We start from the raw sequence: 23,185 nt of genomic DNA on the forward strand, positions 1-23,185 counted from the left end.
GCATTAAAATATTGATTTATTTGCTATAACGTAGTTTGATAATGTTTTGTACGACCCTGTGGGCAATTTCAGGATTAGAATGGGAGAACTTTTGAAATGAAGTACCTGAGAGTGCCAATATTTCTACTGAGTCAGTGGCAACAATGTCTTCCGTGTTCTTATTGTGCTCGGTTAATCCGTTTGCACCAAAGTTTTGCCCAGGCAAAGAATATTCCTTAACTGGATGAAGGAAGGTTAGTGATTTTAGCTTGCCAGAAAGTAATATATTGTAGGTGTAGCTGACATCACCTTGGGTAGTAATTAGATTGCCTGGATCACATAGTACATAACTGGCGCAGCAATGGAGGAATTTTTTTGCCTCTGCTATTGATAAATTACTCAATATAGCTATGGATTCCGTTGGCGGACAAGCCAAACGCTCACTTAAAACAGTCCATAACTTTTCTTCCGTAACGCTTTGGCTATTCATTATAGGGGAATGCTGGATGAATTTATTATGGAACCATTCTACTGCTTCCGTATTAACTGCTCCTCTTTTTCGCGCTATGCGAAAAAGGGGAGATCGTACCATACGTAGATATTGAATATCATTAATAAGTAAGACTATAGGAGTCAGTAATCCATAGTCTGGGGAAAATATATTTTTGCAATAGCGATGAGTGCCCATTTTCTCATAAAGACGTATCAAATGCAAATTGCAGATCCCAAACATGAATTGTACCTGGTTGCTGCAACAAAGCTCATAACATTTTGCCATAAGTAGGTAAAATGCTTGCGAACTTCGGTGAGCGGGAGCTATCATTATTTTAGTAGTTAAGGCAAATTTTTGATTTCCACCTTCCGTATAACAATCTTGAAATGCGTGTAGAGATAAAAAATCGATCTCTTCCCGTGGAAAGTCGTCAATAGTGCCAATATTGATCCGCGCTGTAGCAATTAGCTCTGAGCCTATTTTAACAAATAGTAGAGTGCCCCATTCATCAAATTCGTCATATAATAGCTTGTTTACATTGTCTACCTTCTCAATACGTTTAGACATTTCTTCTATATAAATCTGGTAACGAAATTGATATATTTCCCGTTTTTCTAGTGAAGTACTGGCTATACCAATGTTTATTGATCCTTCGGTAATTTCTTCTGTTGCATGGGATATTGATTTTTGATAGGTATTTGTCATAATTATCTCTCCTCGTAAAATGTTTTTTTAGATAGATTTTCGCAGTAAAGTATTATTTCGTCATAAATAATCACCTCTTACTGAGAGAATACGGATAAAATGGACATAATTCCTACAAAAATGTAAAAATGTGCCGAAAAAGGTAAAAATATATATAATTTGAGCAAATGAAAAAGCCCTTTTTCAGGAGTAGTGCTTTACTCGCTGAAAAGGGCTAAGTTGATTTGAAATTTATAATATTGGAAGACTAAAATTAACAAAAAATGTAGTTCCTTCATGGTTGGTATTAATTTTAATTTTAGCATTGTGCCTGTGGGCTATTTGATAACATATGGGAAGACCTAAACCTGTACCTGTATCTTTTGTAGTCATAAAGGGGGTACCTAAGTTATCGAGTATATGAGGGGGTATTCCCGAGCCTTGATCACTAATAGATAATACAATTTTGCTATCTTCTTGGAAGGTGTGAATAGCTAGGTTTCCTCCATCTGGCATTGCTTCAATACTATTACGTACTAGATTTAACAGTAATTGTCGAATTTCATTTTCATCCAGCAGTAATTCGGGGATATTAGTAAGATCAAGAGACACATATACTTGTGAAGAATTCGCATCTGCCTGGATTAATGGGAATAGTGCTTTAATAATAGTATTTAACGAGCAAATTTCTAGATTAGCTAGTTTTTTCCTAGATAAGGAAAGGTATTCGCGGATGATCGAATTGGCTCTATCTATTTCCTCAATCATTAATTTGAATTTTTCTTTATCAGTTTGGTATTTTTCCCTGCTTCCCATAACCTGTAAGTAGCCACGTACAGTGGTAAGAGGATTTCTAATTTCATGAGCAACAGTTGCTGCCATGCTACCTACCATATTCATTCGGTCTAACATTGAGGTCGTTTTCTCTAAGTTTTTTCGTGTTGTCACATCACGAATAATACCTTGTAACGCAGTGAAACCACCATTTGTATCATAAGTAGGAGCACACTTTTGTTCGATCCATAAGGTAGTTTTATCTTTTCGAACAAGACGTAAAGTCAGTGGCGATTCAATAGAAATGGGAAGATTGTGAATAAAGTCCTCAAGTAAGCAATGATCATCAGGATGTATCAAATCGAAAACTAAATTATTGTTAGAGTAATATTCATCAGGGGAGTAACCAGTGAGTAATAAAACGGATGGACTGATATACTCGATTTTTGCTTTAGGAAAAATTTGATAGGAATAGATTATGTCAGCCGCATTCTCTGCTAGCAAATGATATTGGGTTTCCTTATTTGCCAAATCTGTTCTAGTATTTTCAAAGTATACCATTAGAGTGCCAACAGCTATGAACAGTCGCATTACTCCGCCAAGGGAGTGAGCCCAGGGAAGAAACCAGGAGCCATTAAGTATAATAGGTGCAGCTAGATTGAGAAGACTCCATAAGATGTAAGCATAGCCAGTAATTAAACGGCCAACCCCTAAAATTTGTAAGTTTCGTATAAATGTTATACCGATCCATATGCATACAAAGCAGCCGAAATAAATGGGGAATAACAACTTATAAACTTGCGGTGAACCTAGGAAGTTCATCGTTACACTTATGATAGTGATGATAGTAGTTCCATATAACCACCATTTATTAAGGGGCTTGTTTATAAAAATGTGAGTAGCCCATAGAAATAGTAGAACACTGATTATAATTAACATTTGGTATGTTATCATGCCGAAGGTAGATTGTTTCCAAGGAAGTAACCCTAAATCGAATATGATATATCGTGAGAGTAGGATGAGCCAGCCAAGGGCCCATATGCCCATGTAGCGCTGGCGATAAAGTGCATACAAATATATATATATGAAAACTATGGAAACCGTTCCAATCGTTGAGTATATTATTGATAAATGAACATAGTCCATAATTGCTCCTTAAAAGTTAATTTACAAATTATTACACTAAGTTGATTATTCTGCTAAAAATCTAAAAATCCTTTTGGGGATACGTATGAAATTATGTTACAAACTAAAATTGTAAGAATAATTAGCTGGCGGCTCAATGACTTTATAAGATAAGGTTTTGGTTTCGCTAATTATTAATAGGGGGGAATGGAGCCTATTCGTGTCGAAGATGTGGAAGAAGTAAGACAAATATAATCCAAAAATTATTACTCGAGGTGTAGGGTGGATATTCGCTTATTGAAAACATTTTGTGTAGTGGCAAAACTGGAAAACATTACACAAGCAGCAGAACTACTTAATTTTACACAACCGACGGTTTCCGCTCAAATTCGTACTTTAGAAGAACAGTTTGGCGTGCAGTTATTTGAACGTATCGGCAAAAAGCTTTACATAACTGATGCTGGCAAATATTTAATTGACCCTTTTGAAAAAATTCTCAAAATATACGATGAAGCCGTTACTGGAATTAATTGTTTTTCGGAAAAACAGTACACAAGAATTGGTATATCAAGTAGCTATATTAATCATTTTCTTTCCTCCGCATTATTACAATTGCAAGCAAAGGGATCTGCAGGGAAAATTAACATAGAAATTTGCTTGAATTCAAGCTGTGTGCTTGATGGAATTAACAGTAATAAATATGATATTGGCATTGTACATGACTTTCTTTCTGGAAAATATCTGAATACAGATATTATTAATACGGAAGAGCTTGTTTGGGTTGGACATAAAAATATTATTAAGGACAAGATTTGCCCACGAATCGATGATTATCCAATCATTAATTTCCGGCAGGGATGTACTTTCCGAATGTTGTGTGATACATTATTGCAGAAACGTGGGCTAAATTCTACTTTTGAATATAGTGACTTTGATGGGGTAAAAAATGCTATGACTGGGGGGTTAGGTATTGCATTGCTTCCTAGAAGCGTTGTAGAGAATCTTGCTAAAGAAAATGACAAACTTTATATATTTAATGAATTAAGCAATTTAGAAATTCCGTTGTTTGCTATTACTCGTAAGGATAAGTATTTGCCAGCTACGGCAAAAAGCATACTTGAAATGCTGCAAGAAAATAAAGGTATCATATAGGAGATTTTTATATGACTCATAGTCCTTTTTAATTTCATAGAAAAGTCACTCTCCAGTATAATAGGGGTAAGGAAGCTGGGAGGGGATAATTTGCAAACAACGGATTTGGAAATACAAAAAGATATAATCAACCTATTAGAAAAATTTGATAACATATTATATGGATTTGCCTATGTAGGTGATATTGCAGCCTGTAAATATAAAAATAGTCCATATGCAATAACAATTGGGCTACCGATATCACCAACTATTGTTGATAATATCGTATCTGGACCTAACCAAGCTTATTATGACGAATATCTTAGCGTAAATGATAGACTTGACTTGATAACTGAGCAACTAAAAAATCAAATAGTGAAAAAGGGATATCTCGCTTATGCCATAGCCTCTTCAAAAAGAACTGATTTTGTTAATATTAAAGGTGACTTTCCTCATAAAGCAGCTGCTGTCAGAGGCGGATTAGGATGGATAGGGAAGAGTTCACTTTTAATAACAAGGCAATATGGTCCCCGAGTTAGAATTTCAACCGTGCTCACTGACATACCATTTCAGACAGATCGTTTACCTGCGAAAAACTATTGTGGTAAATGTAAGAAATGTGTTGATGCATGCCCTGCAGGGGCAATTGTAGGGACTGTTTGGACCGAAGAGTTATCAAGGGAAAAATTAATTGATGTTAAAAAGTGCGACTTATGGAAAATAAAAAATTATTCTCAATTCCATGGACATGTCTGCGGAATTTGCGTTGCTGTTTGTCCCCATGGAAATAAAAAGGCTAAAGAAATTTTGGTATGATAGTTAAATAAAAAAGAAAGTTCAACGGACATAGAATCTGTTGAACTTTCTTTTTTACACAGGTATATATTAATGATTGACAGAAAACACCATCTTTAATATAATGAGTTTGTACTCAATGAGTTTTAACTTATTGAAATGGAGTTGATGCAATGGTAGAAAATAAAAGACAGAAACAAAAGGAATTAACTAGAAGACATTTAATAGAAATAGCAATTCAACAGTTTGGTGAAAATGGAATAACAGCGACTCGTACTGCAGATATTGCTAGAGTTGCTAATGTCTCACACGGAACTATATTCGTACACTTTCCAAAACAGGAAGACTTATTAATAGCCGTAGTTGAGGAATTTGGAATTAGAATTGCAAAAAGACTTCATGAATTGATCGACACGAATCGTAGTTTAATTGAAGTTTTAGAGGCTCACATAACAGGTTTAATTGAATTTGAACCGTTTTATACAAGACTAGTTATCGAAAGACGTCTACTCCCTGAGAGTGTTCGCAATACGTATATTATGATCCAATCCACTATTTCATTTCATATCGGTATAGCTGCTGAGAAAGAGATGGAAGAAGGTATTATTCGTCAAATTCCCTTACACCTAATTTATAATACTTGGATAGGATTAATTCATTATTACATAACAAATGGTGACTTATTCTGCTCCAGTGGCTCTGTCTTAAAGCAACACGGGCAGGAATTATTTCAGCATTATATTAGCTTAATGAAAATATCATCTAAATAAATATAAGGAGGCTAAATAAAATGAAACGATGTATTGCATGTGGGATGCCTATGAAAAATCCAGAAGATTTTGCTATGGGAGATTCAGAAAAAGAATATTGCCGGTACTGCTCTCGTCCAGACGGAACAATGCAATCTTATGAGGAAAAATTAGATTCTTTAACTAACTTTATCGTCAAAACCCAGGGATTAGAAATAAAAGCAGCAAATATTGCAGCAAAGTCAATGATGGATAAGCTGCCTGCTTGGAAAGTAAAATAAACTTTGCAGTTGGTTGTATTGTATGCACATAAGGGTGTATGTCTCAAAACATTTTGGGACATACACCCTTCTTATTTTTACTATGAGTAATGATTCAGTTTATTTTCTTATTATTCTTCTTTGGTTCTTAAGCATCTTAATACCTTGGAGATTATTACCTGATCACCAAAACTCACACTCTAGGTTAAATAATTGTTTATCCTAAGGCGATTATACATATTTCACCTCATTAGGGAAATAATAACTAGATAAGCTAAAAATGTAAAATAGTACTAATAATTAATAGATTTTATGATTTGCGTAGAGGGCTGATATATGAAGATACGAATTAATAATTGGCAGCTTTATTGTCTTATGATGTTATTTGAAATTGGAAGCACAACTGTTTTTGGATTAGGTATTGATGCTAAGCAAGATGCCTGGATTGCTGTTTTACTAGCGATGTTTTTTGGTTTTGTATTAATTTGGCTTTATACTGAAATTCAAAAATATTATCCAGAGAAAAATCTAGCAGAGATTCTGACAGCTGTATTAGGAAAATGGCTTGCTATACCTATAATTTTACTTTATGCATTAGAATTTTTTTGGATCTCAACTTTGAATTTTCGAGAATTTGGCGAACTAATTTCAATGATATTACTACCATCTGTCCCACTATCCGTAATTCTTGTTGTTTTTATGATTACAGCCATGTACACTCTTTTTCTCGGGTATGAGGTATTGGCTCGTCTAGGAGAATTAATGTTTCCACTGATTATATTCTTTATTCTTAGTATATTTGTCCTAATTGGTTTTTCAGAGCAAGTGGATTTAACTAGATTACAGCCCGTTTTAGGTAATGGAATTACGCCAGTTTTAAAAGCAGCCATTCCTGCACTTGTTAACTTCCCATTTGGGGAAATGGTTGTATTTTTAATGTATTGGCATTATGTAAATGAGAAACAATGTATTCGGAAAACATCCTTTTTGGTTACGATTACCATTGGGCCATTGTTATCAAGTGTATTGGCCCTGATGGTTGCCGTTTTAGATGTGCCCTTTGTTGCTAATTCCACGATTCCTATCTATGAAGTAATTAAACTAATTAATATAGGAGATATTCTAACGAACTTAGATTCTATTGCGACTGTAGTCCAGTTTATTGGCGGCTTTTTTAAGATGACGATTCATTTTTACGCAGGAGTATTAGCTGTTAAATCACTTTTTAAAATTAGTAATGAGAAGTGGTTGATTGCTTTATTTGGTGTCTTTTGGACTTGGTTTTCCATTGTTTATTATCCAAACCTTCTCTTTCACCGCTGGGTTGGGCTAAAAATATCCATTTCTTATTTTTATAGTGGTTTTACTGTTTTGGAAATTGTTTGTCCGGCTTTGCTACTTATAATAATCATTCTGAAAAACAAGCTGCACAAGCAAAGTATACAGCAGCAATGTATTTGATACTAATTTTATCCTAGCTTGATGGAGGTTGAAATGGAGAATATAGATGCTACGATTACCTTTGATACCTTGAAAGAAATTGGCTTTGTACCGAGCATTCTTATTGTTGGAGGATGGTTATGTGCATGTGTTCTTGCCCTCATCTGTCTATATAATCTTGGTTTATATGCAATAAGGCTTTTACTGTACCGGAAGACAAACAATGGCCGTTAAAGGAAATCAATATAAGATTAGCCCGAATATCGAAGCGAATATAGCAAAGCTAAAAGAAATTTTAGGCAAAAGTGATGACATAGTATTTAGAAATATTGTAATTTCTAATCAACAGCAAACACGAGCTTTACTTTGTTATGTAAGTGGTTTAACTAATACTGAAATGATTAGTCAGCATATTATTAAATCACTAACACAGAATGTAAGCGCCGAAGTTTGTGATATAAGAAGTTTGTCAGCAAATACTTTTGATAGTATTAAAACCAATATTTTGAGTATAACAGACTTAAATGAAACCCAATCAATGAAGAACGTCATCAATGAAATTTTAGCAGGTAAAACTGCTTTATTTATTGATACGTACGTTAAAGTACTTCTCATTAATGCACTAGCTTTTGAATCAAGGAATGTTCAAGATCCTAATACTGAAACAGTAGTAAGAGGGCCTCGCGAAGGATTTACGGAAAATATTGCTGTTAATATTGCCTTGGTTCGTAGAAAAATTAGGCATCCAAATTTAGTTTTCGAAAAAATGATTGTGGGCAGAAAAACGAATACAACTCTCTTCATAGCATATTTGGATAGGATCGTAAATCCCAAAGTAGTTCAAGAAATTAAAGAAAGGCTAAACCGAATTCAAATAGATTCCATATTAGAATCTGGCTCTATTGAACAGCTTATTGAAGACAACCCTACAAGTCTTTTTCCGACGATTGGAAACAGTGAAAAACCTGATATTGTTGCAGCAAAGCTATTAGAAGGAAGAGTAGCAATTTTTTGTGATGGTACGCCATTTGTGCTGACGGTCCCTTATTTATTTATCGAAAGTCTACGAACTTCTGAAGATTACTATTCCCGTCCTTTTATAGCAACGTTATTGAGGCTAATAAGAATTGTATCCCTTTTTATTACTATAGCTGCTCCGGCTTTATATGTTGCTGTAACGGTATTTCACTATGAGATGATTCCCACAGTTTTACTGATAACTACGGCTGCTTCACGAGAAGGAATACCATTTCCTGCTGTTTTAGAAGTTTTCCTAATGGGAATCGTATTTGAGGTTTTAAGAGAAGCGGGCGTAAGAATGCCGAAACCTGTTGGACAGGCAACTAGTATTGTTGGTGCCCTTGTACTTGGTGAGGCGGCTGTAAATGCTGGAATCGTAAGTAGCCCAATGATTATTATTGTAGCGATTACGGGAATTACTGATTTTGTTAATCCCTCGTTGATAAGTGTCACCTTTTATTTGCGGACTTTTCTTTTAGTTTTGTCTACGGGATTAGGGTTATATGGGATTTTAATTGGCTTTTTCTTCATCCTTGCTCATATGTGCTCATTGCGTTCTTTTGGCTCTCCTTTCTTGGCTCCCTTTGCGCCAACAATCTGGAGCGAACTAAAAGATACAGTTGTTAGATCTTTTTTATGGTTAATGAAATCAAGACCTCAATCAATTACTTGGAAAAAATCACAAAGACAAGGATTAGAGTCCAAACCAGGTCCAACAAAATCCAACCGGAGGTAGAAAAAACGTTGAGGCTAAAAATTTGTTCAGTCTTTCTTTGCTTAGTGTTACTAACTGGCTGCAAGGGTCAACCTGAGCTTAATCATATTGGGATCGTTGTAGCCGTTGCCATAGACAAAGACCCTGAGAATGGCGGAGTTATTCTAACATCTCAAGTCATAAGACCTGCTTCCCTAGACAAGAAAAGTCCCGGCAAAGACGCTCCTACGGAATTGGTTTCTACCAAAGGAAAAACAATCTTTGAGGCAATTCGGGATACAACTCAGGAGTTTGATCGAATAAATTTCTATGCACACACAAAAGTAATCGTAATTGGTGAGGAATTGGCTAAAGAAGATATTACACCTGTTCTTGATTTTTTTGTAAGAGGCAGGCAATTAAGGGGTTATACCTGGTTATGTATTGCAAAGAATGCCCCTGCTCGCGATATAATCGGCGTTAAAGATGGAATTGATAGGATACAAGCAAACTATCTGAAAGATATTATCGAAAACAAAAAATATCAATATAAAGTAACTGCTTCCAGTGTTATTGATTATTATAGAAAAGCCTTGCAAGAAGGGAATAATCCAATCACGGGAGTGCTGGAAATTGTCGAAGTTCCCAATCAACCAGTAGAAAAAAAAGAAGGAAAAACTACAAAGGAAATAAGATTTTCAGGCACTGCTGTATTTAAAAAAGATGCACTAGTTGGATATTTTAATGAAAAAGAAACACAAGGCTTGAATTGGATTATCGGGAAAGTACAAAGCGGAGTCATTACTCTCCCATCATTACTGGATCAAGAAAGACTCATTTCTCTTGAAATTAAAAGCTCAGAGGCCAAAATTACGCCAGAGATTAAGGACGGGAAAATTTCCTTTGTTATCAAGGTAAAAGCAGAAGTAATTTTAGTTGAAGAACAGGCTAAATTAAAAATTTCCTATCCTAAATTAATGCTCGATTATTTAGAAGAAGTAAGAAAAGAAGCTAAGAAAGAAATAGAAGACGAAATTAGAGTTGCGGTAAATAAGGCACAAAAAGAACTTCATTCCGATGTCTTTGGTTTTGGAAATACCTTAAATAGAGAATATCCTGAGCAATGGCATGGGATAAAAGATGGGTGGAGTGAGATGTTTCCTGACGTAGATTATACGGTAGAGGTAGAGGTCAAAGTTATAGGGACCGATTTAAAACAAGGTGTTTTTCAGATTGAGAAGTAAGAGATTATTTTGGGATATAAAAATATAAAATCCTTTCTAGTAAAACAGCTTAAACCTTTAAAGGTTTAAGCTGTTTATGAATTTATTCTGATCTTATCGAGAGTATCTTGTTAGTCTCTCTGAAAGTGAACCGGTATGCAGTTCAAAGAGGTGATTGTCAAAATCATAAAAATATATTGAACGTCCTTCACCGCTGATCCTTGGGCGTGGCGGTTTAAGATCAACACCTAATGCCCGTATTCGTGATTCATATACATCGCATTCATCATCGCTTATCTTGAATGCAACGTGGTTATATGTACGGTCTGATAATGAGTCGCCTTCCATTATGCAAATCCATAAATCATTAATCAGAAAAAACTTTTCTCTGGTTAAAGAGAAAATCTTATCTCCGCTTGTATAGATCGTTTTGGCATCAAAGATAGATGTAAGGAATTCTGTTGCACGCTCAAGGTCTTTAACAATAAAGGTTAAGTGACTGATACCCTCAATCATAGATCCTCCTTAATTTCACGCGATAGCAAAGTCAAAGCTTATTTTAGCTAGGGTGGAAATTTCATTAATGTGATTGAATCAGTAGAACTGTTTTCTATATGCTAGGGACTCAAATACAGCATATCTATTTTAAAAAATAAAACAAGGAGTTTATATTTTAATGGTAAATAGAGTAAAATTAGGAGCAGTTTTTTCAAAGAAAACATTATGATGAATTACTTATTATGGGATAATAGGTAGCGGAGGAGATCATTTTGATAAGAAAGAGAAAAGCAATTTACCTTGTGATAGTAGTATTGCTATTGATGGGTCTTTATTTTATTGGTAATCGTGGTCCTGAGAAAGTAGCACCAGGTAATACCATAGAACCATCCCCTGCAGCCGAGAGTGCAATGCCAAGTATGGAAAAGGGTGAGGAATCCATAAAGATAGAAAAACAACCATTAATTCCTCCGACATCTTCTCAAGGAGAGAAGATGGAACGCCCTCCTTCATTACAACCTGTTACTCATGGGGAATCAGACAATCTGGGAGAGCAGTCTTACTCTATCAAAAATAAGAAAAAAGAAATAGCAATTACACCAGGTGTGACCTTTCAACCTGGTAAAAGTGTAAATGTAAAAATACCTGGTGAAGATGAACTTATTCGAATTAAACTTGACAAGACATATCATCCAGGTGGATATAATGTACTTTGGGAGAAAAAATATTAGAAGAGCAGTTTATTGGGATGGATGGATAGCTGTTTTCCGTTTGTTTCACAGTAGTAGAAATCCAACAATAGTAATAGCCAGAGTCAGAGGGAATCCGACTTTAAAATAATCAAAAAATCCAATTTCAACCCCGCTGCGTTTGGCTATTTCCACTACAATTAAATTGGCAAAGCTACCTGTTATGGTTAAATTGCCGGCTAAAGTGGTGAATATCGCCATTCTGGTCCACCATAAATGGGGTTCATGGGTAGGTATAAAAAATTTTAAGAGCAAGACCGCCGGAACGTTGCTCACTATATTGGAAAGTATGATTGTAACAATGGTAAAAACTCCATAATTGCTGAAATCTACAGAATGCAGTTTTTCAATTATCCAGCTCATTAGGCCACTATGTTCAACGCCACCCACGATGACGAACAAACCAACAAACATGACTAACAGATTAAAGTCGACACTGGTATAGATTTTATTGGGGTTTACCCGTCTAGTAATCAAAAGAAATGCCGCACCTAAACTAGCGGCAATAGCAATATCTAGACCAGCTGCGAATGCGACTACGACTGCTGTCATTACCGTTAGACTTTTGTTTATTAGGTAGCGATGAGAAGTATAGTTAACTTCCCGACTTAAGGTGTACAACTTATCTTGTAGATCTTTCCTATAATAATATCCAATAATGAGATAAGTCAGCAATAATCCAGCCAAGGCCACAGGTATAGCAGTCATAAGATAGGAGGCAAAATTCAATCCAGATAGACTACCGATTAAAATATTTTGGGGGTTGCCAATCAGTGTTGCAGCACTACCTATGTTAGATGCCATAGCTACCGCAAGTAAATGTGGAACAGGATTACATTGGACGTGGCGGCAAACCAACAGCACGATGGGCGTAAACAGCAAGCATACAATATCATTGATGCAGAGAGCTGAAAATATGCCGCTTGTCAAAACAACGGCTAGTAATAGTTGCTGCTGGGTGGATACCGCGCGCATCAAATATCTCCCAACCACTTCAAAGAAGCCCGCCAACTTTAGATTTGCCAGGATAACCATCATGGAAAAAAGAACAACGATGGTTCGGTGATCCACCGCCTGAGTGGCCTCATCAAAGGAGAGTATTCCCAGACTAATGGTTAAAACTGCCCCGATAATAGCGGCACCTGCTCGATCTACACGAAAAACAGGGCTTTTACCAACGGTAAAGACTATTAAAGTAGCAATAAGGATAAGACCAGACTCAAACATGTAAAAAGCCCCTTTCGTTTTTTTCATTATAACAAATAAAATCTTTTTGCGGTATTTAATTGACCCTCAATATTATTAGCGAATGATCAATTTGTATGACTGTAGGGGCACGGATTGTCGATTTTGATATTCGGGAAATAATACAGCAAGGGTACCTTGACAAGGAAAAGTAGGATGGGTTATCATTAATTCGAAAGTTATCGAAATATGTTAAAGTATAATGGTCAAGGAGGATAAATATTATAGATACGGCCAAAAATATTAAAGTTCTTTCTTACCAAACGATTATATTTTGAGATTGTTGAGAAATTAGGCAAGAAGTGAGTTTTTACAATAAAATCGTTAGTTATAAAATAAAAAAAGGTGTGATTGTTTTGCTGTACAGAAAATTTGGGAAAACAAATGAAATGGTTTCAGTATTAGGATTTGGCTGTATGAGGTTGCCTCTTATTGGTAGCGATCCCACGAATATTGACCAGGAAAAAGCTATAAACATGATTCGGTATGCCATTGATTCAGGCGTGAACTATGTAGATACTGCATATCCTTATCACGGTACTGGTTTTACCACAGGCGGAGCAAGTGAACCTTTCGTCGCTAAAGCCTTAAAGGATGGATATAGGGGGAAAGTCAAACTCGCGACGAAGCTTCCTAGTTGGTTGATCAAAACAAGGGCAGATATGGATAAATACTTAAATGAGCAATTGGAACGTTTAGAGACAGATTTTATTGATTTCTATTTAGTGCATTCGTTGAATGCTGATGTTTGGCCTGTCTTAAAAGAAGCTGGTATTAGCGAATTCTTGGATCAAGCAATCAAAGACGGAAGAATAAAATATGCTGGATTTTCATTTCATGATCAAGCAGGACTATTTAAGGAAATCGTAGATTATTACGATTGGTCATTCTGCCAAATTCAGTATAATTACTTAGATGAAGAGTATCAGGCTGGTAAAAAAGGTTTGGAGTATGCTGCGAAAAAAGGGTTGGGCATTGCCATTATGGAACCTCTTAGAGGCGGTAACATTGTTCATCTTCCTAAAGAAGCGAAAGAGATTATTGCTCAAGCGGATATAAAAAGAACGCCAGCAGAATGGGGCCTACGATGGGTATGGAATCACCCAGAAGTATCTGTTGTATTAAGTGGTATGAGTACCATGGATCAAGTTGTCGAAAATATAAAAGTAGCTGAGGAAGCACAGGCAAATTCATTAACAGCAAAAGAAGAGACTATCATTGATGCAGTGAAGAAGGTTTTTGAGCAAAGAATAAAAGTAAACTGTACAGCTTGTGGGTATTGCATGCCATGCCCAGCAGGCATAAATATTCCAGGATGTTTCTCAACATATAATGATCATTCGGTTTTTGATGGTACTCCTGCGGCAAAACAAAGATATCAGATTTATTCGAAACTCGCAGCTCCCGCATCCAAGTGTGTAGAATGCCGCAAATGTGAAAGTCACTGCCCCCAAGGTATTGAAATCCATAAAGAATTAAAGAATGTTAAACAGCTATTTGAGTAAATTTTCGGAAAGGTAGGGGAATTCCGTGGTTTTTATAACGGGGTTGGGAAGAGTATTCTTCCCAATCCTGTTTTTCTATCCTCTCGATCTTTTCTCTGTATCTTTTAAATTTTTATGAGTGTAAGTATTCTATTTTTACGATTGCAAGGTGTTTTGTGAGTTTTGTTTGTTCAGTATTTACAAAACAATACAATGCATCTATAATATGACTAAGAATAAAGATAAGGACGGTAGATAATATTTGAATGATAAAGCACCTGATGAGAATAACGTGAAAAACTATATTGAGGATGGCGCTATTGTTTTGGAGAAATTTGGCTGGCCCAGAATGGCAGGCAGAATCATGGTTTACCTCACGGTATGCGATCCATCTTATCAATCCCATAAAGATATTGTTACTTATTTAAAGGCTAGTAAAGCCTCCGTTAGTACGATGCTACAGTTATTACGGGAAGCTGGATTTGTTGAAAAAATTGCTTTTCCAGGTGATCGGATCGATTATTATAAAATTAAAGAAGAGGCTTGGCATAATATTTGCCGAAGGCGTCACGCCCTATACACATCGGTTGTTGATTTCTCTAACATTGGTTTAGAACTGTTTAAGGACGTTCCTCTGGAAAAGAAAAAGCGCCTAGAGGATTTTAAAGATTTTCATACTTGGTTATCTCATTGCTATGGGAAAGCTTTAGACGAGTGGACAAGCCAGAAAGTAGAAAAAGGTAATAACCGAGGTTGACAAAATTATCGAGAAGGCTTAGTAGAGATAGTATAAAATCTTGAAGAAATAGACCAAAAATGGGGGGGAGTAGCTGTTGTTTACCAAAGAATTATTCAACCAATCAAGTGAATTGAAAAACAAATGGGAAGATGAAGTAAGGAAAAGCGTTACAAAACATGCGGATCAAAAAGAAAAATGGACTACAGTTTCTGATTTAGGGATCAAGAGAATCTATGGGCCCGAAGATATTAAAAGCATGGATTTTGAAAAGGATATGGGGTATCCGGGACAGTTTCCTTTTTTGCGAGGCAATCAATCCACGGGCTATCGCGGGAAATATTGGACCTTTCGAATGTTCTCTGGTATGGGGACGGCTGTAGAAACTAATCAACGCTGGCATTATCTCTTGTCCACGGGACAGACAGGTTTGAGTACTGCGTTTGATTTTCCAACCCTTATGGGCTATGATACAGATTCTCCTAAAGCGCGGGGGGAATGCGGAAAATGTGGTGTTGCGATTGATACGATAGAAGATTTCAGAGATTTGATCCAAGGGATTCCTCTAGATAAAATAAGCACTTCTATGACCATTAATCCTCCGGCAACCATATTGTGGGCTATGTATTGTGCATCAGCAGAAATGCAAGGTATACCTCTTACTAAAATAAGTGGTACCATCCAAAATGATATTTTGAAGGAATTCATTGCTCAAAAAACACTGATGTGTCCGCCGGAAGCCTCGGTAAAGCTGATTAGCGATACCATTGAGTTTGGCACCAAGTATGTACCAAAATGGAATACAGTTAGCATTAGCGGCTATCACATACGAGAAGCAGGATCGACGGCTGTTCAAGAATTGGCGTTTACATTAAGAGACGGTATTGAATATGTTGAAGATGTTATCAAACGTAAGGGCTTACATGTAGATCAATTCGCTTCCAGATTGTCTTTCTTTTTTAATTCACATATTGATTTTTTTGAGGAAATCGCCAAAATGAGAGCTGCCCGTAGAATGTGGGCCAAAATTATGCGAGATCGTTTTGGGGCAAAAGATCCACGGTCTTGCTGGATGCGCTTTCATACACAGACTGCAGGATGTTCACTAACCGCACAGCAACCTTACAATAATGTAGTCAGAACGGTTACAGAAGCATTAGCAGCTGTATTGGGTGGAACTCAGTCATTACATACCAATTCGTTAGATGAGGTTTTGAGTCTGCCGTCAGAACATGCAGTACAAATCGCTCTAAGAACCCAGCAAATCATCGCAGAAGAAACAGGTGTTGCCAATACCATAGATCCATTAGCTGGATCCTACTTTGTAGAATCTCTTACCAATGAAATGGAGGAAAAGGCTTGGGAATACATTCATAAAATTGATGCAATGGGCGGAATGATTGCGGCAATAGAAAAAGGCTATCCGCAGATGGAAATATCCGATGCAGCTTATAAATTCCAGCAGCAAATCGATGCAAAGGAAAAAGTTATGATCGGTGTTAATAAATATGTGGAACAAAATGAAAAAGTAGATATTCCCATACTAACTATTGATGAGTCTGTGGAAGCACAGCAACTAAAACGTCTAGCTGAAGTAAAGAGAAAGCGTGACAGTCGTAAGGTTAATGAATGTCTCAGAGATCTTACCAGTGCATGTAAAAAAGGTGACAATGTGATGCCTTATTGTATTGAAGCAGTGAAACATTACGCCACGGTTCAAGAAATCTGCGATGTCTACAGAGAGGTTTACGGAGAATACCGTGATCCTGGTATATTCTAGTGAAATGATTTAGGGGAGGTACGTATAATGTCAACTATGAAAATTCGGATACTACTCGCTAAACCAGGGCTTGATGGACATGATCGAGGTGCCAAAGTATTAGCTCGCTCTTTTCGTGATGCTGGTTTTGAAGTAATTTATACAGGGTGTCATCAAAGTCCTGAACAAATCGCATCTATCGCTATTCAGGAAGATGTTGATGTAGTTGGCTTGAGCTGTTTGTCAGGGGCACATCGCTATTTATTCCCGGAAGTAGCCAAGCTTTTGAAAGAGCGGGAAGCGGAAGACATAATAGTAATTGGTGGGGGGATTATCCCCGAACAGGACATGCCTGCGTTATATGAGGCGGGATTAAAAGGAATTTTCACACCAGGAACTACTCTAGACTCAATCGTCGCATGGGTTCATGCGAATGTAACTCCGAGGGCGTGAACGTTGTGGTGGAATTAAGTGAAAAAGTATTAGCGGGAAATATACGTGCAGCTTCCCGTCTCATAAGAAATTTAGAAGATCAGATACCAGATACAAATGCTGCCATGAGAGAACTTTTTACCACAACAGGTGAGTCACATGTGATTGGAATTACTGGTGCACCAGGTGCAGGTAAAAGTACACTTACGGATGAACTAATCGCTGCCTTACGTAAAAAAGATAAATCCATTGGAGTCCTAGCAGTTGATCCTACCAGTCCTTTTTCCGGTGGGGCCATTCTAGGCGACAGAATCCGTATGCTAAGACATTCTGAGGATAAAGAAGTTTTTGTCAGAAGCCTGGCGACCAGAGGTTCTATGGGTGGTCTATCCAAGGCGGTTGGTGAAGGAATTCTGGTAATGGAAGCCTTAGGAAAAGAAAAAGTTATTGTTGAAACCTGCGGAGTGGGGCAACAAGAAGTAGATATTATCAACCATGCTCACACGGTAATCGTTGTTCTTGTACCTGGTATGGGTGATGATATTCAGGCGATAAAAGCGGGCTTAATGGAAATTGCCGATATTTTTGTAATTAATAAGGCGGATCGGGATGGCGCAGCAAAGCTATATCAAGAAGTCTTAAATGTAGTAGCGATGTCAAAAAAAAATAGCGATTCTACCGATGATTGCTGGACAATACCAATTTTAAAGATAGAAGGTGTACTGCCACCCCAGGAATTTGCTAAGAGTGTAGAAGCTTTGAGCAATAAAATAGAAGAACATTATCAGTACTTAGTTAAGAGTAATCGTCTAGCGGAGCGCAAACGGCGAAAAAGGAAAGCTGAACTGAATGAAGCCTTGTGGGCTACAATTTTTCAACCTGTACTGCATGAATTGAATGCAAATGGGCAAATGGAAAAGATGGTAGATCAATTGCTTAACAGAGAAGTAGACCCATATACACTGGCTGAAGAAGTGGCGCAGAGATATATGAAAAAATGAGCTATATCATATGAAACTTATAATTTGAAACGGAAGGAGGGGAGATAAAGTATGGATTTTACCCCAAGAACAGAAATTGAAATAAGAACGACCATTTTTCAAAAGAAATTATGCGAACAAGAACTAGATGGAGCCATTATTGTATTAAACAGCGATTTGTTTTATTTTACGGGTACGGTGCAGAATTCCTATTTGTATATACCTGCTAATGGTGACCCCATATTGATGGTTAAAAAAAGTTTGCGACGTGGTCAAGAAGAGTCTTCGCTTAAAAATATTGTCCCTATAAAGCATCCTATGGAGATTCCTACGATTCTTGAAAATTTTCATTATACCAATCTTAAAAAAATAGGATTAACTTTAGATGTATTACCTTTTACTATGGTGCAAATTTACAAGAAAATGTTTCCTAATGTGGAATTTAGTAATATTACTCCTGCTATTAAAGAAATCCGTGCGATTAAATCCCCTTATGAAATAGAACTTCTTCATAATGCCTTAGGGGTAATCGATCAAGCCTTTTTAACGGTACCTACCTTCTTGCGGGAAGGAATGGTAGAGATTGAGTTGGCTGCCTTATTTGAAGGAGAATTGCGCAAGCGGGGTTATTCGGGCTCCTGCAAAATGAGAGCCTTCAATCAGGATTTCTTTTATGGAAATGTATGTAGTGGCAACAGTGGTTTTAGTCCCAGCTATTTTGATGGACCTGTAGGAGGGACAGGTGTTAGCCTATCCTATCCTCAAGGTGCTGGATGGAAAAAGATAGGCAGGGATGAAGTTATCTATATCGATTATACTTGTGTCATTCAAGGTTATACCGGCGATCAGGCTCGCATCTTTTGTATGGGGGATCTTACCTCAGGGATGGTGAAGGCGTTTGAGGATACTTTGTTAATTCAATCAGAAGTGCTCAAAATCATAAAACCAGGAATAACGGCTGAGGAGCCCTATTTACTAGCACTAAAGATGGCAGAAGAAATGGGTTATAAAGATCACTTTATGGGGTATAAAGAAGATCAGGTTAAATTTCTTGGTCATGGAATTGGCTTAGAATTAGATGAGTGGCCGATCTTTGCCAAAGGAATTAATACGCCGATTTTACCAGGAATGACCTTTGCTCTCGAACCAAAGTTTGTATTTCCGGAAGGAGCTATTGGTACAGAAAATAGCTTTGTGATGACGGAAGAAGGACCAAAATATTTAAGTATAACTCCTGATAAGATTACTTACATAAAGTAACTGGAAAAAGACAAAAAAGGAGATCGTACATTGAGTAGACCTGAAAAAATATCACTAAAAGAAGCTGGCGCTCTAGTGCATGATGGTGATCTGATCACCTTTAGTGGTTTTACCATCTGGAGACGCCCAGTAGCAATTTGCTACGAACTGATTCGGCAAGGAAAAAAGGATTTACATTTGTTTGAAGTGCAAGGTGGGTATCACAGTGATTTACTTGTAGGTGCGGGATGCGTAAAAATCTGGGAAGGTGCCTGGATGGGACAAGAAATGTTAGGTAAAATAGGAGAGAATTTAGCTCGTAAACAGATTAATGGTGAAATTTTGGTAGATGATTATAGTCATGGACATACGGCAGGGCGGTTAATGGCAGGAGCCTTAGGGTTGCCCTTTTTTCCTTGCGCTTTGGCGATGGGAACCGATATCTTCAACCCTGAATATGATCAATTAGCAAAAGCAGGCTTACGAGATGGAAATCATCGCAACATTCCAGCGCAAAAGTATGTCATGGCTGAGGATCCTTTCTTCGGCAGAGGAGAATGTGCATTATTGCCGGCAGTAAATCCTGATGTAGCATTAGTATATGCACCTATCGTTGGTGATGAAGGTACTGTTCGCGTACTTTCCCAAAGTTATAATGACGCAGAAGTAATTAAAGCTTCCAAAAAAGTTATTGTAATTTGCGAAGAAATAGTACCCGATAGCCATCTAAGAAGAGATCCGGCAGCGAATTTAGCTTCTGGTTATGAAATTGACTATGTCGTGGAATGTCCCTGGGCTGCACATCCAACTGGCTCACAGTTTTACTATGATTCTGATGGAGATTTTCTGAAAAATTATAATCGAACAGTACGAGACCAAAAGGCATTTGACGAATTTGCTGAAAAATGGATTTTTGGTGTTGATAGTCACGAAGAGTATTTAGAAAAGGTAGGAACAAAACGATTAGGGGAGTTGCGTGCTAGTCCCATCATGGGTTATTCAACTCGAGTCAAAAGGGGGACGAGATAAATGAATAATTCTGATGAATATTGCAAACCTGGTGAGTTTAAACCCATTGATTTATTAGCTGCTGCTGCCGCCAGAGAAGTTTGTGACGGTGACGTTGTTTTTGCTGGAACAGGTCTTCCTATGTTGGCAATTACGTTAGCTCAGCATGAACAAGCACCTAATGCTGTGTGTATCTACGAAGCCGGTAGTATTGATGGTAGACCGTTAGATATTCCAACCTCTGTTGGTGATGCTCGCTGTGCTCATCAAGCATCTAAAGCTTCTGGATTATTTGAGGCATTTTATGGTCAATTACATTCTGGCTATGTGGATCTTGGATTTTTAGGAGGAGCAGAAATCGACAAATACGGTAATGTCAACTGTACTGTAATTGGTGATTATAATCATCCGAAAAAGAGATTTACTGGTAGTGGCGGTAACTCTGATATTAGTTCTTTTGCGAAAAGAACTGTATTTATCATGGTACAAGAAAAACGTAGATTTAAAGAACAGGTTGATTACGTAACCTCACCTGGTTGGAGAGTTCGTAAATGGCCATCGGGGGAGTGGGTTCCCAAACAAGAACTGTATCAATCCTATTTCAAGGGCGGGGTATCCACGGTCATTACAGATATGGCTGTATTTCGTTTTGATGAAACTGGTGAAATGTATTTGGATACAGTACATCCTGGTTTTACGGTGCAGGATGTTATTGAGCATGTAGATTTTAAGCTCAATGTATCTAGAGTGTCAGGACAAACGTTACCACCTACCAAAAAGCAACTTGCATTGCTTTATAATGTAATAGACCCGGAGGGAATATTCTTACCCTAATGTAACAGTGAACGTTCTGTATTCTAGTGCAATCCTACTGATATAAGTGGAAATCTGTACATTAATATTAAAGCATTCGGATCGCTTTCCCTAAACAACCCGTAAATCAGATGATTCCGCCAAAGTTTATCTAACTGTTCTGGCCCAAAATGGTGAGTACTTGTCTCTATCCTTAAATGACCTAAAATAAAAAAGGAGGCAGCTAAAAATGGCTGTGCGAGAAATATTACTATTAGGAAATGAATCTCTTTATCAAGTTTCACGAGAAGTTACTCAGGATATGGATATAAGGCAGGTAGTTAACGATTTACAAGATACAATGATAAATTTCAGAGAAAGACATGGCTTTGGCAGGGCTATTGCTGCTCCTCAAATTGGAGAATTTTTAAGAATTATCTATATGAATTTTGATAATAAGTCATATGCTCTAATTAACCCAAGATTGGAATTGGGGGAAGAAGAGTTTGAGGTGTGGGATGACTGTATGAGTTTTCCCGGATTAGAAGTAAAGTTAAACAGATATAAAAAATGTAAAATATTCTATAAGGATCTGCAATGGAAGGATTGTTTTTTAGAATTTGAGGGCGATTTGTCAGAATTAATTCAGCATGAATATGATCATTTAGATGGGATCTTAGCAGTACAAAAAGCAATAGACAATAAATCATTTAGAATTAACCCTAAAAAAGTAGGATGTTTTTAACACAAGTAGATGGCAGAGGTGCTAGATACGTAATTAAATGACGCAGGGGATAGCGCAATTATGAGTAAAAAATATCCTATAGAGTAGCTTTAACAAGTCTACCTATAGGGTATTTTTATGTTATAAAAAAGAATAGTATTATTGAAATTCTAAACATTTACAGAAATATATCTTAAGGCTGATGTAATTTTATGTAAAATCACTTACAATAAGAAGCATGAGATTACGTGGAGTGAGTGCTAATATGATTTAACATCAACTATGCTTTAATTGTATATTGATTGCCAGTCTTAGTCCTCTTTATAGCAAGGTTGAATGGAAAAAAATATTTACCTAAGGGTAATTAAAATAATAGTTGATAGCAGTCAAGGGAGTGATTTTACTGACAAAGCTAGAATATCGTCTGTTAGATGAAAGTCAACAGTATCCGCTTTTATATTACTTTTCAGATATTGATGAGATAGAAGTAGCAGCTCGTTTTGCATGTGATTACTTTGTTAAAGAAGGCGTTTTGTATGAAAGATCTTCTTGTGCAATGGGAGTTTTATCTTGTGTAATTTATGTAAAGAAGATAGAAGAGGATGTAATAAGCTATGATGATAATATACGGCAGACTAATAAATATATTAGATTAGAAATACGACAGTTCATAGAAGAGGCTGAAATATACCCGTTAGTATTTACCTATGAATTAAGAGAAAGAAAAGAAGTGTTACTTTATTTACAAAGCGACTATTTTATTTGGTCTGGACAAGAATGGCAAAAGACTTCGAGTGAAATTGACGAAGATCGAAAATTATTTGTTTTATATGCGAAGCCAACTGGTACGGAGGATGTTTATGAAAGTAAATTATGCAAAAGAATTTAAAAATTATAAGGGTTACTACACGAATAAGGGGAATGCGGGTAGTAAAACAAAAAAAGTAGTGGGACTATTTATGGCTGCGATAGTAGCTGTGTCGGCAGGTTGTTATTTGACTACTCCTCGTCAAGCAGATCAAGAAGATAAGGATGATCAGAATTCCTATTCGGGATCTAGCGGAAGTGGATATCGTAGTTCTTCATCATCTAAAAATGGGCAGATTTCGGAAGGGATTACGTCTGGTAAAGCTGGTATAGGAAGCAGTGCTGTTGGTGGTGCTGAATAAAAA

General features: G+C 36.9%; 24 protein-coding genes. 20 read left to right on the top strand and 4 right to left on the bottom strand.

Features of this window, described 5'->3' with window-relative positions; genetic code table 11:
- Positions 1 to 16 precede the first annotated feature (16 nt).
- Positions 17 to 1,177 carry a GNAT family N-acyltransferase gene (locus QSJ81_RS03790; RefSeq protein ID WP_285716086.1) on the bottom strand — a complete coding sequence of 387 codons (1,161 nt, stop codon included), beginning with the start codon at positions 1,175 to 1,177 and terminating at the stop codon, positions 17 to 19.
- 231 nt (positions 1,178 to 1,408) lie between these two features.
- The gene (locus tag QSJ81_RS03795) at positions 1,409 to 3,076 is read right to left on the bottom strand and encodes an ATP-binding protein (protein ID WP_285716087.1); all 1,668 of its coding nucleotides are present in this window, start codon (positions 3,074 to 3,076) and stop codon (positions 1,409 to 1,411) included.
- A gap of 261 nt (positions 3,077 to 3,337) precedes the next feature.
- On the opposite strand from QSJ81_RS03795, the gene QSJ81_RS03800 reads away from it, so the two are divergent.
- The 8 genes from QSJ81_RS03800 to QSJ81_RS03835 all read left to right on the top strand — a co-directional run bounded on the left by QSJ81_RS03800 (position 3,338) and on the right by QSJ81_RS03835 (position 10,388).
- Positions 3,338 to 4,207: a LysR family transcriptional regulator gene (locus tag QSJ81_RS03800; protein ID WP_285716088.1), complete on the top strand. Its 870-nt coding sequence runs from the start codon at positions 3,338 to 3,340 to the stop codon at positions 4,205 to 4,207.
- 90 nt (positions 4,208 to 4,297) lie between these two features.
- Positions 4,298 to 5,002 (top strand): 4Fe-4S double cluster binding domain-containing protein, encoded by a 705-nt coding sequence (locus QSJ81_RS03805; RefSeq protein ID WP_285716089.1) that lies wholly within the window; start codon positions 4,298 to 4,300, stop codon positions 5,000 to 5,002.
- A gap of 152 nt (positions 5,003 to 5,154) precedes the next feature.
- Positions 5,155 to 5,751 (top strand): TetR/AcrR family transcriptional regulator, encoded by a 597-nt coding sequence (locus QSJ81_RS03810; protein ID WP_285716090.1) that lies wholly within the window; start codon positions 5,155 to 5,157, stop codon positions 5,749 to 5,751.
- Positions 5,752 to 5,771: 20 nt separating this feature from the next.
- Complete coding sequence (locus QSJ81_RS03815; RefSeq protein WP_285716091.1) at positions 5,772 to 6,011, top strand: zinc ribbon domain-containing protein; 240 nt, start codon at positions 5,772 to 5,774, stop codon at positions 6,009 to 6,011.
- A 315-nt stretch (positions 6,012 to 6,326) separates the two neighbouring features.
- Positions 6,327 to 7,451, top strand: coding sequence for a GerAB/ArcD/ProY family transporter (locus QSJ81_RS03820; RefSeq protein WP_285716092.1), 1,125 nt, complete (start codon positions 6,327 to 6,329; stop codon positions 7,449 to 7,451).
- 33 nt (positions 7,452 to 7,484) lie between these two features.
- Positions 7,485 to 7,664: a hypothetical protein gene (locus tag QSJ81_RS03825; RefSeq protein WP_285716093.1), complete on the top strand. Its 180-nt coding sequence runs from the start codon at positions 7,485 to 7,487 to the stop codon at positions 7,662 to 7,664.
- Positions 7,654 to 9,186: a spore germination protein gene (locus QSJ81_RS03830; protein WP_285716094.1), complete on the top strand. Its 1,533-nt coding sequence runs from the start codon at positions 7,654 to 7,656 to the stop codon at positions 9,184 to 9,186. The genes QSJ81_RS03825 and QSJ81_RS03830 overlap by 11 nt, the downstream gene beginning before the upstream one ends.
- Positions 9,187 to 9,194: 8 nt before the next feature.
- Positions 9,195 to 10,388 (top strand): Ger(x)C family spore germination protein, encoded by a 1,194-nt coding sequence (locus QSJ81_RS03835; RefSeq protein ID WP_285716095.1) that lies wholly within the window; start codon positions 9,195 to 9,197, stop codon positions 10,386 to 10,388.
- Between the two features lie 93 nt (positions 10,389 to 10,481).
- Here the strand turns inward: QSJ81_RS03835 and fosX are convergent, their stop codons facing one another.
- On the bottom strand, positions 10,482 to 10,883 hold the full coding sequence (gene fosX / locus QSJ81_RS03840) for a FosX/FosE/FosI family fosfomycin resistance hydrolase (protein ID WP_285716096.1): 402 nt from the start codon (positions 10,881 to 10,883) through the stop codon (positions 10,482 to 10,484).
- A gap of 254 nt (positions 10,884 to 11,137) precedes the next feature.
- Between fosX and QSJ81_RS03845 the strand changes: the two genes are divergently transcribed.
- Complete coding sequence (locus tag QSJ81_RS03845) at positions 11,138 to 11,596, top strand: hypothetical protein (protein WP_285716097.1); 459 nt, start codon at positions 11,138 to 11,140, stop codon at positions 11,594 to 11,596.
- A gap of 45 nt (positions 11,597 to 11,641) precedes the next feature.
- On the opposite strand, the gene QSJ81_RS03850 is transcribed toward QSJ81_RS03845, so the two are convergent.
- Entirely contained in the window at positions 11,642 to 12,841 is a 1,200-nt protein-coding gene (locus QSJ81_RS03850) for an ArsB/NhaD family transporter (RefSeq protein ID WP_285716098.1), read from the bottom strand.
- 377 nt (positions 12,842 to 13,218) lie between these two features.
- On the opposite strand from QSJ81_RS03850, the gene QSJ81_RS03855 reads away from it, so the two are divergent.
- From QSJ81_RS03855 to QSJ81_RS03905, 11 genes are all read left to right on the top strand, one after another.
- Positions 13,219 to 14,364, top strand: coding sequence for an aldo/keto reductase (locus QSJ81_RS03855; RefSeq protein WP_352230869.1), 1,146 nt, complete (start codon positions 13,219 to 13,221; stop codon positions 14,362 to 14,364).
- A 241-nt stretch (positions 14,365 to 14,605) separates the two neighbouring features.
- The gene (locus QSJ81_RS03860; RefSeq protein ID WP_285716099.1) at positions 14,606 to 15,100 is read left to right on the top strand and encodes a GbsR/MarR family transcriptional regulator; all 495 of its coding nucleotides are present in this window, start codon (positions 14,606 to 14,608) and stop codon (positions 15,098 to 15,100) included.
- A 76-nt stretch (positions 15,101 to 15,176) separates the two neighbouring features.
- Positions 15,177 to 16,859 carry a methylmalonyl-CoA mutase family protein gene (locus QSJ81_RS03865; protein ID WP_285716100.1) on the top strand — a complete coding sequence of 561 codons (1,683 nt, stop codon included), beginning with the start codon at positions 15,177 to 15,179 and terminating at the stop codon, positions 16,857 to 16,859.
- 27 nt (positions 16,860 to 16,886) lie between these two features.
- Positions 16,887 to 17,291 carry a cobalamin B12-binding domain-containing protein gene (locus QSJ81_RS03870; protein ID WP_285716101.1) on the top strand — a complete coding sequence of 135 codons (405 nt, stop codon included), beginning with the start codon at positions 16,887 to 16,889 and terminating at the stop codon, positions 17,289 to 17,291.
- Positions 17,292 to 17,296: 5 nt separating this feature from the next.
- Positions 17,297 to 18,271, top strand: coding sequence for a methylmalonyl Co-A mutase-associated GTPase MeaB (gene meaB / locus QSJ81_RS03875; protein ID WP_285716102.1), 975 nt, complete (start codon positions 17,297 to 17,299; stop codon positions 18,269 to 18,271).
- Between the two features lie 51 nt (positions 18,272 to 18,322).
- The gene (locus tag QSJ81_RS03880; protein ID WP_285716103.1) at positions 18,323 to 19,510 is read left to right on the top strand and encodes a M24 family metallopeptidase; all 1,188 of its coding nucleotides are present in this window, start codon (positions 18,323 to 18,325) and stop codon (positions 19,508 to 19,510) included.
- Between the two features lie 30 nt (positions 19,511 to 19,540).
- Complete coding sequence (locus QSJ81_RS03885; RefSeq protein ID WP_285716104.1) at positions 19,541 to 20,518, top strand: CoA transferase subunit A; 978 nt, start codon at positions 19,541 to 19,543, stop codon at positions 20,516 to 20,518.
- Complete coding sequence (locus QSJ81_RS03890) at positions 20,519 to 21,331, top strand: CoA-transferase subunit beta (protein ID WP_285716105.1); 813 nt, start codon at positions 20,519 to 20,521, stop codon at positions 21,329 to 21,331.
- Positions 21,332 to 21,539: 208 nt separating this feature from the next.
- Positions 21,540 to 22,034 (top strand): peptide deformylase, encoded by a 495-nt coding sequence (locus QSJ81_RS03895; protein ID WP_285716106.1) that lies wholly within the window; start codon positions 21,540 to 21,542, stop codon positions 22,032 to 22,034.
- A gap of 373 nt (positions 22,035 to 22,407) precedes the next feature.
- Positions 22,408 to 22,902 (top strand): hypothetical protein, encoded by a 495-nt coding sequence (locus QSJ81_RS03900; RefSeq protein WP_285716107.1) that lies wholly within the window; start codon positions 22,408 to 22,410, stop codon positions 22,900 to 22,902.
- A complete protein-coding gene (locus QSJ81_RS03905) occupies positions 22,874 to 23,182 on the top strand; it encodes a hypothetical protein (RefSeq protein ID WP_285716108.1) in 309 nt (102 codons plus the stop codon). The genes QSJ81_RS03900 and QSJ81_RS03905 overlap by 29 nt, the downstream gene beginning before the upstream one ends.
- Positions 23,183 to 23,185: the final 3 nt, after the last annotated feature.

The sequence above is a fragment of the Pelosinus sp. IPA-1 genome (assembly GCF_030269905.1).
In the GTDB taxonomy this organism is placed as follows: Bacteria; Bacillota; Negativicutes; order DSM-13327; family DSM-13327; genus Pelosinus.